Source organism: Hyphomonadaceae bacterium BL14 (genome assembly GCA_027627705.1).
GTDB lineage: Bacteria > Pseudomonadota > Alphaproteobacteria > Caulobacterales > Maricaulaceae > Oceanicaulis.
The window spans coordinates 2,895,071-2,911,238 of record CP091242.1; the positions used below are offsets into that span (position 1 = coordinate 2,895,071).

Sequence of the window (16,168 nt, forward strand, 5' to 3'; positions counted from 1 at the left end):
GTCCGGCACCGCTGGCCTGGTCAGGCGGCTGAGGCGGTACCGGCCAGAGGCGGTGTGCCGGCCGGGTCGCCGGCCCGTCCGGGTGCGCGCACACCCCCGGTCACGCAAACCGGCCCCACGCTTGCATGACGGGGAGAGAACAGATTCGGAGACCGTCATGCGCGTATCATCCCGGCACGCCGCCCTGATCACCGCCGTTGCCGCCGGCGTCATCGCCGCCAGCGCCCCTGCCTGGTCGCTGACGCCCCCGTCGCCGCCGCCGCCGTCGCACCACCCGTGCTGCAGCCATCCGGGCGGCCCGATGATCAATCCTCCTTCGATCCATATCGGAGGCCCGAACATTCATGTGCGCGGACCCAATATCCATGTCGGCATGCACAATTCGGTCAATGTGAACGTCAATGTCCAGGCCAGCGCCTCGGCCAGCGCGATCGCCACGGCGTCCGGCCGGGCCGGCGCGGGCGCTGGCGGGTCCACATTCGTTTATGCGGGCGGCGGCTATGTTGCCGGTGGAACCGCCCCGGGTGCCACAGCCCTGACGGGCCTGCGCCTGGCAGGCCTGACCGAGCGAGTCCATGAATCGCGCACCCGCATCCGCGAGGAATGGCGCCTGATCCGTGCGATCTGCATTGATGACCGCGGTGCGCCCCACCCGGCAGCCCGGCCTGATCCGTCCGAACGGGTGGACCCTGGCTTCGAGGGCGAACTGTTCCGCTGCGTTGCCGGTACCGCGCTGCAGGCGACGCTGGGCTGGCGCAATGACGGTGTGGACCTGTTCGAGGGCGGTGAAACCATCATGTGCGAGAAGGGCGAGGCCCTGCGCCATGGACCCGGCGGCGAGGTATTCTGCGCCCGCGAAACCCCGCAACGCGATTGTAACGAGCGCTCGCTTCTGCGCCTGCACGGTCCGGGCATGAAAATGGTCTATATGCGTTGGGAAGAGCACTACAGCGAGACGGTGGAGCGCACCGGCATGGTCGCCGAGGCATCGTCGATGACCCTGATGCTGGATGGGGGTGTTGGCGGCTATCGCTGACGCCTGACTCCTGACGCCTCAGCAAGGCCAGACGGGCAGGCGGTGTAAACCGCCTGTTCACCCTGCGTGCGATCAGCTGAAGCATTAACCCGGCCTTGAGGTTTTCGCGGTCACATCAGCCCCGAGGTGCGCCTTTGCGCGCGCCGGACGTCTGAAGGGGCCCTGACCGCTATGAATGCTGTGCGTCTGATCGTGCTCGCCGTCGCCGGGTTCGCTGCCATCGGCGCGGCCCTGCTGGTGCGCGGGGCCATGCAGCCTCCTCCCGCCGTCCAGGTATCCGACGAAGCCGCCCCTGTCGTGGCACCCGAGCCCGTCACTGCGCGTGTGCTGGTCGCCGCCCGGGATATCGCCGCAGGCGAGCGCGTCAGCGCCGGCGCGTTCCGCTGGGCGCACTGGCCGGACGAAGCGGTGATTGCCGGCTATCTGGTGCAATCGCGTCATGCTGATGCCGTGGAGCGCCTGTCCGGTGCCGTGGCGCGTACCGCCATGGTGGCGGGCGAGCCGATTCTGGAGCCCCGCCTGGTCCAGCCTGGCCAGGCCGGCTTCATGGCTGCCGTCATCGAGCCGGGTATGCGCGCGGTCGCCGTGCCGATTTCTGCGCGTTCGGGCGCGGGCGGTTTTATCCTGCCCAATGACCGGGTGGACATCCTGCTGACCCTGCCGGCCAACGAGAATTTCGCCACGCGCAGCGTGGTGGAGAATGTCCGCGTTCTGGCCATCGACCAGAGCCATGACGAAGCGCGCGAAGGCGCCGTGGTGGGCACGACTGCAACGCTGGAGCTGAGCCCGTCCCAGGCCCGCGCGGTATCCATGGCGGTGGCGTCTGGCACCGTGTCGCTGGCCCTGCGCTCGGTGGCCGATACCGAAGGGGGCGCGCGCCTGCCTGATGGCGCGGACGAAGCCGGGACGGCCCGCGTGGTCCGCGTGTTCCGCTATGGCGAAGAGCAGCGCGTTGCGCTGGGAGGCGGCGCGCCATGATGATCGCATTGGTCCGTAATCTCTGCCTGGCTGCCGCCGCTCTCACCGCCACGGTCTGTGGCGCGGCTGACGCCCAGCCTGATCTTGAGCGCACCAACACCATGCAGGTGGTGATCCGTGCGCCGGGCGAGGGCCGGGTGTCCGAGCGGCTGAACCTGCCTCTGGGCCAGGCCGCCATTCTGCATTTGCCGGTGGATACCGTCGAAGTGATGGTCGCCAATGATGCGGTCGCCGACGCCGTGGTGCGGACGCCGCGCCGGGCCCTGCTGCTGGGCCAGTCGGTGGGCCGTACGAATATCTTTTTCTTTGATGCTGACGGTCAGCTGATCCTCGATCTGGACGTGCGCGTGGAGCGCGACATGGACGGTTTGCGCGAGGCGCTGGCCCGCTTCGTGCCAGGCGCGCGCATCGAGGCGGAAAGCATGAATTCCAATATCGTGCTGTCGGGTGCCGTACCGTCCGCCGCGGCCGCCGATGCGGCCATGCAGGTGGCGCGCCGCTGGGCCGATGATCCCGAACAGGTGGTATCCTTCCTCGCCATCGAGGGCCGCGATCAGGTGATGCTGCGCGTGCGGATCGTGGAAATGCGCCGCACCATCGTACGCCAGCTGGGCGTCAATCTTTCGGGTGATCTGGCCACGGGCGGAAACACGCCCACGATCAACCGGATCAATACCGAGAATGCATTCGGCATTGCCGGGTCGGCGCTGGGCGGGCTGACCGGCCAGATGGACCTGCTCAATGCGCTGGGGCCGGGCACGCGCCTGGGTGCCACCCTGAACGCGCTGGAACGCATCGGTCTGGTGCGCACGCTGGCCGAACCCAATATCACGGCAATTTCGGGTGAATCCGCGCAGTTTCTGGCAGGCGGGGAATTTCCCGTGCCGGTCGGGCGCGACCGCGACGGCAATGTCACCATCGAGTTCAAGCCCTTCGGCGTTGGGCTGGGCTTTACGCCGGTCGTGCTGTCAGAGGGGCGCATCTCGCTGCGCATCTCCACCGAAGTGTCGGAACTGTCCAATGAGGGCGCCATCTCGCTGGGCGGGACGCCGCAATTTGACGGCCAGGGCAATGTTGTCGGCACGACGGGCGGGCTGACCATCCCGGCGCTCAGTGTCAATCGCACCCAGACCACGGTCGAGCTGCCCTCGGGTGGCAGTCTGGTGATCGCCGGCCTGATCCAGGAAGAAACCCGCCAAGCCATGGACTCGGTGCCCGGCATCGACCGCCTGCCGGTTCTGGGCGCGCTGTTCCGTTCGCGCGACTTCACCAATAACGAGACCGAGCTGGTCGTGCTGGTCACGCCCTATCTGGTCGACCCCGCCAATCCGGGCGCGCTGGAGGAGCCGGGCGAGGGCTTCGTGGCTGCCTCCATGGCGTCAAACATCGTGCTGGGCCGTCTCAACCGTGTCTACGCCGCGCCTGGTGCGCGGGTGGAGGGGCGTGGCTGGACGGGCCCTGTCGGCTTTGTGCTGGAGTAATCGTGATGGCTATCAAGCATCTGTGTCTGGCCCTGGCGGGTGCCGCGCTGTTGGCGGCCTGCTCGGCGCAAGGTGCACGCCCGCTGCCGCAAGCCACAGCTGCACCCGAAACGGTGCGCGTGGAGATGGCGTACGACATCCGTGATAACGGCCTGACCTGGCGTCAGCTCGATCTGATTGCGTCCGTGGCGGCCGAGTACAAGGCACGCGGCCATGGGCCGCTGGTGATTTCCTATCCCCAGGATTCTCACGGATCGGATGCGGCCATTGGCGTCATCGCCGATGCGCGTGCCCAGCTCTTCGCCCACGGTCTGGACTGGCGCGCCATTGGCGGCGGTGCCTATGACGCCGGCGGCCGCCCCGGAGCGCCGATCATTTTCTCGTTCAACCGCTACCGCGCAGTTGCGCCGGCCTGCGACCGCAGCTGGCCAGACCTGACCCATGCCCGCCCTGGCGAGGCCTGGCCGCAATTTGGCTGCGCCACCGCAACGAATCTGGCCGTCCAGGTGGCCGATCCGCGCGATCTGCTGACGGCCGGGACGCTGGACCCGTCCGACGGCGCGCGCCGCGCCGCGGTTCTGGAGCGCTATCGTCAGGGCCTGCCGACATCCAGCCAGCGGACGGCGGATGAGAGCGGTACCGTGTCCACTGCCGTGGGCGATTAGGAGAGCGCACATGGCCAAACACGCAGACGCTTTCCAGGATGACAGCTTCGACGCCGAGGACAGCTTCCTCGACGATGCAGCAATGACCTCGGACTCCGATCCGTTCCTCGACGCTTCCGCCATCGAGCGGCGCATGCTCGGCGAGCCCGAGCCGGCTGTTTCCCAGCCTGCGTTGGAGCCTGGCGGGCTGCGGCCGTTCGGTGCGCGCCTGGCCGAGGCCAACCTGGCACCGGAACCGGACTTCGCGCCTGCATACCCGTCCGCCAGCGCCGCGACCGCCCCGTCTGCCGCAGCCGCGCCGCGCCCCGTGGTGCCGTTGACGCCGGTGGACGGGCTGTACGGCGAAGTGGGCGGTGAAGACGATGACGCGCTGGCCAACCAGCCCGTGCCGCGCATCGCCATCCAGGCCTTTTGCGAGCGGCCGGAGACCGGCCAGCTGATCCATCACGCCGGCGCAGACCGGCGCCTGTCGCGCGCCCATCTGTCGGTGGAGCTGGGCGGGCTGGCTGCAGCTATCGAGCGTTTCCACGATGCCCAGACGCCCGAACTTCTGATCATCGAAACCGGTATGCGCGGGCGCGAACTGTTCGCTCAGCTCGAAGAACTGGCGGGTGTGTGCGACGCCGAGACCAAGGTGGTGATCATCGGCGCAGCCAATGACATCACGCTGTACCGCGAGCTGATCCGGCGCGGCGTGAGCGAATATCTCGTGCCGCCCATGACGCCGCTGCACCTGATCAAGACAGTCTCCGGACTGTTTCTGGACCCGGACGCGCCGTTTGCCGGGCGCACGATGGCGTTCGTCGGTGCCAAGGGCGGGGTCGGGTCGTCGACCGTGGCGCACAACGTGTCCTGGCACATCACCGAATCGCTGCGCACCGACGCCGTGCTGGTCGATCTCGATCTGTCCTTCGGCACGGCCGGGCTCGACTTCAATCAGGACCCGGCCCAGACCATTGCCGAAGCGCTGGCCCAGCCGGACCGTCTGGATGACGCGCTGCTGGACCGGTTGCTGGTCAAATGCACCGAGCGCCTGTCGCTGTTCTCCGCCCCCGCCACGCTGGAAAGCGACTGGGACTTTGACGCGGAAAGCTTCGATGTGGTGCTGGAGAAGGTGCGCCGACAGGCCCCCTTCATTGCCCTGGACGTGCCGCACGCGTGGAGCCCCTGGGTGCGCCGCACGATATTGTCCGCCGATCAGGTCGTGGTGACTGTAACCCCGGATCTCGCGTGTCTGCGCAATGCCAAGAACCTGTTCGATCTGGTGCGTCAGGCGCGGCCCAATGACGAGCCGCCCAAGGTGGTGGTCAACATGGCGGGATGCCCGAAAAAGCCGGACATTCCGCTGAAAGACTTCGCCGATGCGCTGGGTGCCGCGCCGCTCCTGGTGCTGCCGTTTGACCCGGCGCTGTTCGGCAAGGCGGCCAATAACGGCCAGATGATCGCCGAGGTCGACGCCAAATCCCGGCCCGCTGAAGGTTTTGCTCATCTGGCGAGTGTTCTGGCCGGACGTGCTGCGCCGCCCGCAAGGCGCAAATCCCTGTTCGGCTCCCTGTTCTCGAAAGGCTGAAAGCAGCTCTGATGTTTGGCAAACGCCCGCCCGGTTCCCCTGATGGCTCGCGCACGTTCGGCGCGGCGCCTTCCGGTGCGCCCGAAGCGGCGAGCGTGGCCGTGCGCGAGCGGCCCAAACCGGCTGCGCCCCGGCCCGCCACCCCCGCTCCGGCACCAGCCCCTGCCTCGCGGTCTGCAGGCGAGATGAAAGCTGCGCCGGCCCGCCGCAAGGCGCAGGAGCCTGAACGCGTCGGTGCTGAGCGATCGGCGGAATATTATGCGATCAAGACCACAATCTTCAACGCGCTGATCGACACCATTGATCTGGGCCAGCTGTCGCGCCTGGACAATGAAACCGCGGCCGATGAAATCCGCGACATCGTCACCGAGATCATTTCGATCAAGAACGTGGCGATGTCCATCGCCGAGCAGGAACAGCTCCTGCAGGACATCTGCAATGACGTTCTGGGCTATGGCCCGTTGGAACCGCTGCTGGCGCGCGACGACATTGCCGACATCATGGTCAATGGTGCCGGCCACGTCTTCATTGAAGTCGAAGGGCGGGTGCGCAAGACCAATATCAAGTTCCGTGACAACGCCCAGCTGATGAATATCTGTCAGCGCATCGTGTCCCAGGTGGGCCGGCGCGTGGATGAATCCAGCCCGATCTGCGACGCGCGCCTGGCCGATGGCAGCCGAGTCAACGTCATCGCGCCGCCGCTGGCGCTGGACGGGCCGACCCTGACCATTCGCAAATTCAAGAAGGACAAGCTCAAGCTCTCCAATCTGGTGGGCTTCGGCTCCATCTCGCCGGAAGGCGCCCGGATTCTGGAGATCATCGGTGCCTGCCGGGCAAACGTGCTGATCTCCGGCGGTACCGGCTCGGGCAAGACGACGCTTCTCAACTGCCTCACCGGCTTCATCGGCGAGGACGAGCGCATCATCACCTGCGAAGACGCCGCCGAACTTCAGCTGCAGCAGCCCCATGTGGTGCGCCTGGAGACCCGCCCGCCCAATCTGGAGGGCTCGGGCCAGGTGACCATGCGCGATCTGGTCAAGAACTGCCTGCGCATGCGCCCCGAGCGCATCATCGTCGGCGAGGTGCGCGGCCCTGAAGCGTTCGATCTGTTGCAGGCCATGAATACCGGTCATGACGGCTCCATGGGCACGCTGCACGCCAACAGCCCGCGCGAGGGTCTGTCGCGGCTGGAGTCCATGATCACCATGGGCGGCTACAACCTGCCCACCAAAACCATCCGGGAGATGATCTCCGGCTCCATCGATGTGGTCATCCAGGCTGCGCGTCTGCGCGACGGGACGCGCAAGATCACGCACATCACCGAAGTGCTGGGCATGGAAGGCGATGTGATTATCACCCAGGACCTGTTCCTGTACGAAATCACCGGCGAGGACGCGGACGGCAATATTCTGGGCCGCCATGTCTCAACCGGCATTGCGCGTCCGAAATTCTGGGATCGCGCGCGTTATTTCGGGCTGGAGCAGGCGCTCGCCGAGGCGCTCGACGCGTCGGAGGCCTGACGCCATGGCCGGTGACATGGTCTATATCCTCGCCGCGGTCTGCGCCTTCGTCGCTGTGGCGGCGGCAGGCCTGGCGCTGGCACCGAGCGATGGCGGACGCACGCGCAAGACCCGTGTGGCAGTGGCCGTCGGCCAGCCGGTCCAGCGCGGGCAGCGCAAGGTGGCCGCACTCGACGCCTCCGCCCAGAAGCGCCGCCAGATTCAGGAAACGCTCAAAGACCTCGAAGCCCGCCAGAAAGCCGAGCGCAAGAAATCCCTGACCCTGAAGGGCCGTCTGGAACAGGCGGGCCTCAAGGCCACACCATTGCATTTCTGGATCGCCTCGGGCGGTCTCGCCGCGATCGCCCTGCTGGGCGTCATGGCAACCGGCCTGCATCCGGCCATCGCCGCCGCCGCCGCCGTCGTGGCCGGGCTCGGCCTGCCGCGCTGGGTGCTGGGCATGATGCGCAAGCAGCGCCAGGCCAAATTCACATCCCATTTCGCCGACGCGCTGGACATTATCGTGCGTGGCATCAAGTCGGGCCTGCCGCTGACCGAATGCCTGAAGGTGATCGCGCGCGAATCCGAGGCCCCCGTGCGTCAGGAATTCGAGCTGCTGGTGGAAGGCCTGTCGGTCGGTGTTGATCTGGACGAGGGGCTGCGCCGGATGACCGCCCGCATGCCCTTGTCAGAATTGTCCTTTTTCATGATCGTGCTGGTCATCCAGCAAAAGACCGGCGGCAATCTGTCCGAGGCGCTGAACAATCTGTCCGGCGTGCTGCGCGCGCGCAAGATGATGCGCGAGAAGGTCCAGGCCCTGTCGTCGGAAGCCAAGGCATCGGCCTTCATCATCGGCTCCCTGCCCCCGGGCGTGGCGATCATGGTGTCCATCATGTCGCCTGCCTACATGGAGCCATTGTTCAACACGCCGCTGGGTCAGATGATGCTGATGGGCGGCGCGGTGTGGATGGGCATCGGCATCGTGGTCATGCGCGGCATGATCAATTTCAAAATGTAGGCGGAGGCCGTCATGACAGCATTCGCCACCTGGATCACCCAGCCGGAGAACTTCTTCGCGCTGATCGCTGCCATCCTGGTCTTCGCCACGGCCCTGACCCTGTCGGGCTCGTCCATGCGAAACGACAATCTGTCGAGGCGCATGAAACAGGTCGCCAATCGGCGAGAGGAATTGCGCCGCAAGTCGCGCGAGGCGATGGAGCGCGAGAAATCCAGCGCCCTGAGAGGCAAGGACACGCGCAGCCCGTTCCGCAAAGTGGTTGAAGGGCTGAACCTCCAGAAACTGCTGGAAGACCCCAATCTGAAATCCAAGCTGATCCAGGCCGGCATGCGCGGCCAGGGCCCGATTTTCGCCTTTTACTTCGCGCGCTTCGTCTCACCCTTTCTCCTGTTTGCCGCTGTTGCTCTGTATCTGTGGGGCGTCAATGATTTCGGCCTGACCGGGATACAGCCCCTGACCGCTGCAATGGGGGCAGCGGTGCTGGGTTATTACGCGCCCGCGCTCTACCTCTCCAATGTCGGCGCGCGCAGACGTGAGTCCATCATGCAGGCCTTTCCCGATGCGCTGGACCTCCTCTTAATCTGCGTAGAGGCGGGCATGTCCATCGAGGCTGCGTTCCAGAAGGTCGCTGCCGAAATCGGCCCCAGCTCCATAGAGCTGGCCGAGGAATTGTCCCAGACCACAGCCGAGCTCGCCTATCTGCAGGAGCGGCGCTTAGCGTATGAAAATCTTGCCGCACGCACTGGCCATCCGGGCGTCAAGTCGGTGGCCACGGCGCTGATCCAGGCCGAGCGTTATGGCACGCCACTGGGCCAGGCACTGCGGGTGATGGCCAAGGAAAACCGCGATATGCGCATGAGCTCGGCGGAGAAAAAGGCAGCCGCTCTGCCCGCCAAGCTGACTGTGCCGATGATCGTGTTCTTCCTGCCGGTTCTGTTTCTGGTGATCATGGGGCCGGCAGCCCTCAACCATCAGAATTTGTAGGCCCGAACAGTCCCCGCTGGCCTGCAAAAGCGTTTTTGCATCGGCCGGTTTGGCTTTAGGGTGCACGGCCCTGACCCCCAGCTGGAAGGATCTGCGCCATGTTCGGCGGAGACAAGGCGGCCAACCGCCGCCGCGACGAGATGCGCCAGGCCAGTGAGGCCGCCGACCATGCGCTGGAGGCGCTGGCGGCGGGCGATCTGGCGCGTGCCCGGCGTGAGCTGGACATGGTCCCCAAGAAAATCACGTTCGCCGATGGCGGCTGGAAACCCTTGCTCGCTTCGGCCGTGCTGGATGTCATGTCCGGCAAGCGGCGCGCCGGTCTGGACAAGCTGATTGCGGCCTGTGATGGCCTTGACGAGACGAGCCTGTCGCGTGACGACAAGGGCTATCTGCGCCTGTACGCCCTCTACCGGGCCATCGATGCCAGCAAGGACGGGCGGGCACCGCGCGAGCTGCGCGAGCGGGTGGAGGACTTCCGCTTTGACCACACCCTGGTCAGCAGCGATCTCAAATCGCGTTTCCCGCTCAAGAAGGTCGACGAGGTGGTCTCCGCCCCGCCGCCGATGGCCCCGCCGCCCTCATCGGACGATCCCTTCTAGCGCGGCGGTGCCCCCAATTACGCAGACTGGACCTGCAAAGACCCCGCTCGCCTTCGGGCGGCAGCTCTGATACATGCGCGGTCAAAGAGCAGGAGACTTGCGTCCATGGACTTTCTCGACATCACCTTGCTGACCGGCGCGTTCGTCACCTTCTTTGTGGTGATCGACGTGCCCGGCGTGGCGCCGATCTTCGCGGGCCTGACCGACGGGACCAGCGCAGCGCACCGCGCCAAGATGGCGTTCAAGTCTGTGGCCATCGCCACGCTGGTGCTGGTGGGCTTCGCCTATGGCGGCGAGTGGCTGCTGGGCGCGTTGCATATCAGTCTGGATGCGTTCCGCGCGGCGGGCGGCGTGCTCCTGTTCCTGATCGCGCTGGACATGATTTTCGAAAAGCGCACCAAGCGCCGCGAAGAGCGCGCCGAGAAGGTGTCTGACGAGACCGATCACCACGCCGAACATGAAGACATTTCCGTCTTCCCGATGGCGATCCCGATGATCGCCGGTCCCGGTGCCATCGCCTCGATCATGCTGTTCATGTCCCAGGCCGCCGGGTCAGTGGGCGCGCAAGTGTCAGTGCTGATCGGCCTGGGCGCCAATCTGGCCATCTGCCTCGCCGTGTTTTTGATGATCGGTCCGGTCATGAAGCTGATGGGTGAGACCATCGCGGCCATGATTACGCGTATTCTTGGCGTCATCCTGGCGGCTCTCGCCGCGCAGTTCATCTTCGACGGTGTACGCGGGGCGCTTCTGACGGCCGCCTAGGGTTTGTTCAGACGCCGTTAACCGTGTTTTTGAACCCGGCATTAGCGCGTTTGAGGCATGATCAGGCCGATCACAGGCCGGAGCATGAGCGCATGCCAAGCGTACGTTTTCTTCTGTTGAGTGCTGCGGGCCTTGCCGCGCTGGGCGGTCTTGCTGCAGGCGCAGCCTGCCTTCTGGATGGCGCATTCGCGCAGGCGGTGGCCTTCACCTGGCCGGGTCTGGCGGGCGGGGTCGCCTTCGCGCTGGCCGCGCCGGGCCGTCCGGGCGAGGCGGCCTAGGTCTTTTCCCTATGACCCGTTCGAAACGCGAAACCGGCACCCGGTTCCGCTGAAAAACCGCTAGAACGCCGCACCTGGCGGATCGGTTTCGCGCAGGCGCATGCGGCGCGCCCGGTGATCGGGCATGATCTGATCCAGCAGCCGGTAGAAGCGCCCCGAGTGGTTCATCTCGAGAAGATGACACGCTTCATGGGCGCACACATAATCGATCAGCGCCTCGTCATAGGCGATCAGGCGCGCATTCATGCGGATCGAGCCGTCTGCAGAACAACTGCCCCAGCGCGAGGCCTGTTCACGTACCCGCACGCTGGGCCGCGGGGCCTTCAATGCCTGCGCATAACCGGCCACTTTCGGGGTCATCAGCGCCAGCGCCTGCTCGCGCCGCCAGCGTGACAGCGCCCGGCGTATGGTCGCCGCGCGCAAGTCCGGCTCCAGCCCCGCATCAACCCGCACGTCCAGATGATCGCCAAGGTGCGCCAGCGCCGTTCGGGCGCGGTCATGGGGCGTGACGCGCAAGGTCAGGACGCCGCCCAGCCAGCCAATGGGCTCGCCATCGACACCCTGTAGAGGCGGCGCGATGACCCGCCTTGCCTGCTTGTCCAGCCTGTCGAGGATCCAGCCTGCCCGCTCGCGCACGGCCCGGTCGGCCTCCGAGGCGCTGGCGCGGTGAGGCAGCACGACGCTCAGCCCGTCCGGACCCACTTTCAGCCCGATCGTGCGCCGGCGCGCGGAGCGGGCGAGAGTGTAGGCAAGCTCGCGCTCGCCCAGACGAATCGTGCGGGTGATCATGGTGCCAGACTAGCGTGCCTGCACGTGCCGCGCAGCCGGTTCGCGCCGGTCAGGGCGCGGTATGTATGTCCCCGCGGGCCATCACGAAGCCGACCTGCCATACTGCCGAGATGTCTTCCAGCGGATCGGCGTCCAGCGCGATGATGTCAGCGGACAGGCCCGGTGCGATGCGGCCGGTCTCATTCTCCAGTCCCAGATGGCGCGCCGCGGTAATGGTGGCCGTGCGCAGGGCCTCCATGGGCGTCAGGCCTGCTTCGACATAGAGCTCGAATTCGCGGGCATTGTCGCCATGAGCCGAAACGCCGGAATCGGTCCCGAAGGCGATGGTCACGCCGCCGCGATGGGCCTGGCGCAGCATGTCCAGCATGCGCGGGCCGACCTCCAGCGCCTTGGCGCGCTGAAACGGTGTCATCCAGCCAGCATCGGCCTGCTGCGTCACCCATTCGCCCGCCATCACGGTGGGGACCAGCACGGCGTTGTTGCTGCGGAAAAGGCGGATGGACTCAGCGTCCAGGAAGGTTCCGTGCTCGATAGAGTGCCCGCCTGCCCGCAGGAAGGCATTGATTCCCGTCACGCCGTGGGCGTGGGCGGTGACGCGCCGGCCCATCATGGTGGCGGCTTCGACAATGGCGCGCAGCTCCTCTTCGAAGAATTGCACCTCCACGCCCGCGCCGGTGGAGGACAGGACCCCGCCCGTGGCGGTGATCTTGATCATGTCCGCGCCTTCCTGGACAAGCTGGCGCACGGCGCGTGCGCAATCGGCCGCGCCATTGCAGGCATACGGGCTGCCGTAGGCGCGCATCACCTCCACGCTCCAGCCATTGATGTCGCCATGGCCGCCTGTGGGTGTCACTGCGCCGCCGGAAATCCGCAGGCGCGGGCCGGGGACCATGTTCTGGTTGATCGCCCTTTGCAGCGCGCGCACCGCCTCCATGTCCGCGCCCACATCCTGAACGGTGGTGAAGCCGGCCAACAGCGTGCGCCGGGCGTACTCCGCACCCTGCAGCGCCCGGTCGGCGCTGGACTCGCTGAAGGTCGCCAGGCGCCGGTCAGGCCCCTGCTGGGAGGTGATGTGGACGTGGGAATCAATGAAACCCGGCAGCACCCAGCGTGTGGAGAGATCGATGATCTGCGCGCCCTCGCGCGTGATAAAGCCGTCCTCCACGGCCGTGATGCGCCCGTCCTCCACGATGATGGAGGCGCTGGTGCGCGGGCGCGCATCGCCAGGGGCCGCGATCAGGGTTCCGGCATGGATGATGGTGACGGGCGTGTCGGCAGCCGATGGCGCGGCCAGCGCGCACAAAGCTGCCAGCGCAGCGAACAGACGGATCATGAAACCCTCCCCGGTATCGTGTTGTGTTCTGACGCTTATCTCGCGCCAGCCCGGGCCGTGTGTCAAATCACGCCTACCTCAAAAACGGCAAGAGGCTCGCCTGATTGAGGATCGAGAAGGTGGCGGCCGAGACTTCCACAGCGGTCTGGGCTTGGGTCAGGCGCGTGGCGGCCTGGGCCATGTCGGCGTCTTCCAGATCAGCCAGCATGCGGGTGAGATAGTCGGAGCGCGCCGCGTGGCCACTTACGGACGCCTCCACCCTGGCCTGGCGGGCACCGTTTTCGCCCATCGCCTCGTTCACATGCTCGAAGGCGGCGATCACATTGGAGATTTCAGTCTGGATGAAGGCCTGCTGGGCGGCCGTCATGGGGCCGTCAAACGGCCCGTTCGGGCCATCATTGAAGTCCGCCAGCCGGCGGAACACGCCCATGAGATCGTCGGCGACTTCCGAAGCGGTGGCGTTCACGTCAACGGCCATGTTGTCGTCGATCTGGGTGCTCTGGCGGCGCTCGGCATTGTCGAAAGCGTCCATGGGGTCGCCCAGTGCCTGGAGCTGACCGATTGTGGACACGGTCATGGGCTGGGTGTCGGTGCGCACGCCGGCGAAGACGTAGGAGCCGTTGAACCGTGTATTCAGGGCAATCACCGCCCGGTCGAAGGATTCCTGGACCTTGTTCATCAGGAAGGTGCCGTCAGACGTGGTCAGTGTCTCGCGCAGGTCCGACACCGAGTCGGACAGCTCGCGATAGGCTAGGTCCTGAACATCGAGCCGGTTGGCCAGGCGCGTATTGGCGCTGACATATTGCTCGACGCGCACCTGGGCGGAGCGCGCTGACATGATGGCTTCGGCGCTATTGCCATAACCTTTGAGGTCCGGCGCTTTGCGCCCGGTGGAAAGCTGCTCGCGCGCGTCGAACGCCTCGCGCTGGGCGCGCATGAGGTCCATGAGCGCGGACTGGGAGGCGGCTTGAGTTGAAATGCGCATGGTGCGGTCCTCTAGACCATGTTGAGCAGGGTATCGGTCATTTCCTTGGACGCCTGCATCAGGCGTGCTGCGGCGTTGTAGGCTTGCTGGTAGAGCGTCATGCGGGCGAGCTCCTCGTCGAGATTGACGCCCTCCACATCCGAGCGCTTGGCATTGGCGGCCTGTTTGACCGCGGCTGCGGCGGTCTCATTGCGATCAGCGCGCGCGGCGCGGGCACCCACATCGCCGGCCAGGCGTGCCGCGTATTCCACCGGGCTGGCCATGCCGCCGACCAGTCCTCCGGCACCGGCATAACGGCGCTTCTCGGTAAGGGCGTTGAACAAGGCCTGCCCGCCGCGGCTGTCGCCCTGGCTGAGCACCAGATCGCCGGGCACCGTGCCTGCATCAAGGTCCAGCCTGGCGAAGGCGAGCCGTGAGGAATCCGAGCGCACAGCCGGATCGACCGAGAAGCTTTCAGACCGGGTCATGCGTGCCGCATCACCAAGACCGAACAGCTGGGAAAAGGACAGCCCCGTTGTGGTGCGCTGGGTGGAATCGCGCGTCAGATCAATCGTGAAATTCTGATAGCCCGGCGCGGCCTGGAAGTTCAGGCGGCCATCACCGTCCAGGCTGAACTGGCCATACTGGCCAAGGCCGGTGGCGGGATTGTTCAGGGCATTGATCTGGTCCTGGACACTGGTGCCCGCGACCGGAACCGTGACCTGAGCCGCGCGCCGGCCGTCCGGCGTCAGTATGGAAAAGCCCAGCTCCCCACCGGGTGCCAGGCCATGCGCGCTGGTCGCCGTAAGGCCGGTCTCGAAGAAGCCGGGCCGGGGCGAGTCAATCAGATCATTGAGCCCGAAGAAATGCGACAGGCCCCGCCCGCCAATAGAGGCGGGATCGGCTGCATTCTGGAATGCCGCGACTCCGTGAGCGGGATCTCCAGCGGTCAGGGTCAGGCGTCCGCCGGCAAAGCTGGCTGTCGCATTTCCGCCAAAGGCGGTGTTCAGCGCGGCGACAAAATCGCCCACGCTGGCAGCGGGCGTACCGTTGACGGTGAAGCCGGTGGCTGTCACGCCGACGCTGACGCGCTGGACCAGTGCGCCATCGCCGGTGACCACAGCCAGCTCGGCCTGTCCGGACCCGGTCACGACATCGCTGGCGAGCAGCCCGGTATTGCGCCCTTCGAGCGTGTTGGGCGGCGGATAGGCAGCAGAATCATTGTGGGCGGCGTTCAGCGCATCAGCAGCACCGGCGGTCATTTCGGCCAGCGCCCCGGCGATGGACGGCAGCTCCGTGTCGCGCAGATCCATCAGCCCGCGCAATTCACCCGACCGGATAGACGGCGTGATGTCGGATATGGCACCGGAAGTCGACACCTGGGCGGTGATGCGCCCGTACTCCACACCATAGGCACCTGTCCCGGCGGGCGTGTATTCCAGCACGAGACGGGCATTGTCGATCAGCCCGACCCCGTCCTGGGTGCGCACGAACAGGCGTCCGTCCGGCTGACGCTCGCCGCGCACATCCATCAGAACCGATAACTCATCCATCAGTTCGGACTGCCGGTTCAGCGTGCCGGTAACGTCGGAGGCGTTGGCGGTCAGTGTCTGGGCCTGGGCGTTCAGGGCTTCCAGTTCGCGCAGAATCTCGTTGGCCCGATTCACGCCGGTCCCGATCCGCTGGTCGGACTCGTCACGCATCACGCGGACCTCGGCCGACAGGCGTGACGCCTCGTCGAAGAAACTCTGCAGATCAGATGCCGCGCTGAGGCGCGACACCCGGTCGGCACTGTCAGCGGCGGCAGCACCCAGCGAGGCCATGATCTGGTTCATCCGCCCGAACAGCGAGCCGGCATCATCCGTGGCACCAAATTGCGATTGCAGCCGGTCGAGGGCACCGGCGATCGCCTTGGATGCCGCTGCATCGGACGAAGCGCGCATGGCGGCGCTGGTCAGATAGATGTCGGATACCCGGTTGATTCCCTCGACCGTGACGCCTGCACCCATGCCTGCGGAGCTGCGCGAGGTCTGCAACAGTTCGGAGCGCGCATAGCCCGGCGTGTTGACGTTGGCGACATTGTTCGAAGCGGTGCGCATGCCCAGCTGCGCAGCCTGCAGGCCGCTGAGCGCGCTGCCGATGATCCCGTTGAGCGACATCAATACGCTCCTTCAGCTGTGCCGGTGAACAGGGCGTGTTTTGCCGGGTCAGC

15 protein-coding genes are annotated in these 16,168 nt (G+C 66.2%); 11 read left to right on the forward strand and 4 right to left on the reverse strand.

All coding sequences use genetic code 11. From position 1 onward, the window contains the following. Positions 1-157 precede the first annotated feature (157 nt). From L2D00_14050 to L2D00_14100, 11 genes are all read left to right on the forward strand, one after another. Positions 158-1,036, forward strand: coding sequence for a hypothetical protein (locus L2D00_14050; protein WBQ12954.1), 879 nt, complete (start codon positions 158-160; stop codon positions 1,034-1,036). Between the two features lie 171 nt (positions 1,037-1,207). Continuing rightward, positions 1,208-2,014 carry a Flp pilus assembly protein CpaB gene (cpaB, locus tag L2D00_14055; protein ID WBQ12955.1) on the forward strand — a complete coding sequence of 269 codons (807 nt, stop codon included), beginning with the start codon at positions 1,208-1,210 and terminating at the stop codon, positions 2,012-2,014. Continuing rightward, entirely contained in the window at positions 2,011-3,495 is a 1,485-nt protein-coding gene (locus L2D00_14060) for a type II and III secretion system protein family protein (GenBank protein WBQ12956.1), read from the forward strand. Before cpaB ends, L2D00_14060 begins: the two co-directional genes overlap by 4 nt. A gap of 5 nt (positions 3,496-3,500) precedes the next feature. Beyond that, positions 3,501-4,160 carry a CpaD family pilus assembly protein gene (locus L2D00_14065; GenBank protein WBQ12957.1) on the forward strand — a complete coding sequence of 220 codons (660 nt, stop codon included), beginning with the start codon at positions 3,501-3,503 and terminating at the stop codon, positions 4,158-4,160. 10 nt (positions 4,161-4,170) lie between these two features. Then, complete coding sequence (locus L2D00_14070) at positions 4,171-5,730, forward strand: AAA family ATPase (protein ID WBQ12958.1); 1,560 nt, start codon at positions 4,171-4,173, stop codon at positions 5,728-5,730. A gap of 11 nt (positions 5,731-5,741) precedes the next feature. Continuing rightward, positions 5,742-7,250, forward strand: a complete 1,509-nt coding sequence (locus L2D00_14075; GenBank protein WBQ12959.1) for a CpaF family protein — start codon at positions 5,742-5,744, stop codon at positions 7,248-7,250. A gap of 4 nt (positions 7,251-7,254) precedes the next feature. After that, positions 7,255-8,247 (forward strand): type II secretion system F family protein, encoded by a 993-nt coding sequence (locus L2D00_14080; GenBank protein ID WBQ12960.1) that lies wholly within the window; start codon positions 7,255-7,257, stop codon positions 8,245-8,247. A gap of 12 nt (positions 8,248-8,259) precedes the next feature. Next, complete coding sequence (locus L2D00_14085; protein WBQ12961.1) at positions 8,260-9,231, forward strand: type II secretion system F family protein; 972 nt, start codon at positions 8,260-8,262, stop codon at positions 9,229-9,231. A gap of 98 nt (positions 9,232-9,329) precedes the next feature. Continuing rightward, positions 9,330-9,830, forward strand: a complete 501-nt coding sequence (locus L2D00_14090) for a hypothetical protein (GenBank protein ID WBQ12962.1) — start codon at positions 9,330-9,332, stop codon at positions 9,828-9,830. Between the two features lie 105 nt (positions 9,831-9,935). Beyond that, positions 9,936-10,592, forward strand: a complete 657-nt coding sequence (locus L2D00_14095) for a MarC family protein (protein WBQ12963.1) — start codon at positions 9,936-9,938, stop codon at positions 10,590-10,592. 92 nt (positions 10,593-10,684) lie between these two features. Further along, positions 10,685-10,870 carry a hypothetical protein gene (locus tag L2D00_14100; protein WBQ12964.1) on the forward strand — a complete coding sequence of 62 codons (186 nt, stop codon included), beginning with the start codon at positions 10,685-10,687 and terminating at the stop codon, positions 10,868-10,870. A 60-nt stretch (positions 10,871-10,930) separates the two neighbouring features. Here the strand turns inward: L2D00_14100 and L2D00_14105 are convergent, their stop codons facing one another. From L2D00_14105 to L2D00_14120, 4 genes are all read right to left on the reverse strand, one after another. Beyond that, positions 10,931-11,659, reverse strand: coding sequence for a M48 family metallopeptidase (locus tag L2D00_14105; protein ID WBQ12965.1), 729 nt, complete (start codon positions 11,657-11,659; stop codon positions 10,931-10,933). Positions 11,660-11,708: 49 nt separating this feature from the next. Next, on the reverse strand, positions 11,709-12,992 hold the full coding sequence (locus L2D00_14110) for an amidohydrolase family protein (protein WBQ12966.1): 1,284 nt from the start codon (positions 12,990-12,992) through the stop codon (positions 11,709-11,711). A gap of 73 nt (positions 12,993-13,065) precedes the next feature. Continuing rightward, positions 13,066-13,977, reverse strand: coding sequence for a hypothetical protein (locus L2D00_14115; protein WBQ12967.1), 912 nt, complete (start codon positions 13,975-13,977; stop codon positions 13,066-13,068). Between the two features lie 11 nt (positions 13,978-13,988). Next, positions 13,989-16,115 (reverse strand): flagellar basal body protein, encoded by a 2,127-nt coding sequence (locus L2D00_14120; GenBank protein ID WBQ12968.1) that lies wholly within the window; start codon positions 16,113-16,115, stop codon positions 13,989-13,991. Between the last annotated feature and the right edge of the window lie 53 nt (positions 16,116-16,168).

Bases quoted from the DNA above. Each gene is read 5' to 3' on its own strand.
- L2D00_14075 (WBQ12959.1), top strand. From the start codon at position 5,742: ATGTTTGGCAAACGCCCGCCCGGTTCCCCTGATGGCTCGCGCACGTTC.
- L2D00_14060 (WBQ12956.1), top strand. From the start codon at position 2,011: ATGATGATCGCATTGGTCCGTAATCTCTGCCTGGCTGCCGCCGCTCTC.
- L2D00_14090 (WBQ12962.1), top strand. From the start codon at position 9,330: ATGTTCGGCGGAGACAAGGCGGCCAACCGCCGCCGCGACGAGATGCGC.
- L2D00_14065 (WBQ12957.1), top strand. From the start codon at position 3,501: ATGGCTATCAAGCATCTGTGTCTGGCCCTGGCGGGTGCCGCGCTGTTG.
- cpaB (WBQ12955.1), top strand. From the start codon at position 1,208: ATGAATGCTGTGCGTCTGATCGTGCTCGCCGTCGCCGGGTTCGCTGCC.
- L2D00_14050 (WBQ12954.1), top strand. From the start codon at position 158: ATGCGCGTATCATCCCGGCACGCCGCCCTGATCACCGCCGTTGCCGCC.
- L2D00_14080 (WBQ12960.1), top strand. From the start codon at position 7,255: ATGGCCGGTGACATGGTCTATATCCTCGCCGCGGTCTGCGCCTTCGTC.
- L2D00_14095 (WBQ12963.1), top strand. From the start codon at position 9,936: ATGGACTTTCTCGACATCACCTTGCTGACCGGCGCGTTCGTCACCTTC.
- L2D00_14070 (WBQ12958.1), top strand. From the start codon at position 4,171: ATGGCCAAACACGCAGACGCTTTCCAGGATGACAGCTTCGACGCCGAG.
- L2D00_14100 (WBQ12964.1), top strand. From the start codon at position 10,685: ATGCCAAGCGTACGTTTTCTTCTGTTGAGTGCTGCGGGCCTTGCCGCG.
- L2D00_14085 (WBQ12961.1), top strand. From the start codon at position 8,260: ATGACAGCATTCGCCACCTGGATCACCCAGCCGGAGAACTTCTTCGCG.
- L2D00_14115 (WBQ12967.1), bottom strand. From the start codon at position 13,977: ATGCGCATTTCAACTCAAGCCGCCTCCCAGTCCGCGCTCATGGACCTC.
- L2D00_14105 (WBQ12965.1), bottom strand. From the start codon at position 11,659: ATGATCACCCGCACGATTCGTCTGGGCGAGCGCGAGCTTGCCTACACT.
- L2D00_14110 (WBQ12966.1), bottom strand. From the start codon at position 12,992: ATGATCCGTCTGTTCGCTGCGCTGGCAGCTTTGTGCGCGCTGGCCGCG.
- L2D00_14120 (WBQ12968.1), bottom strand. From the start codon at position 16,115: ATGTCGCTCAACGGGATCATCGGCAGCGCGCTCAGCGGCCTGCAGGCT.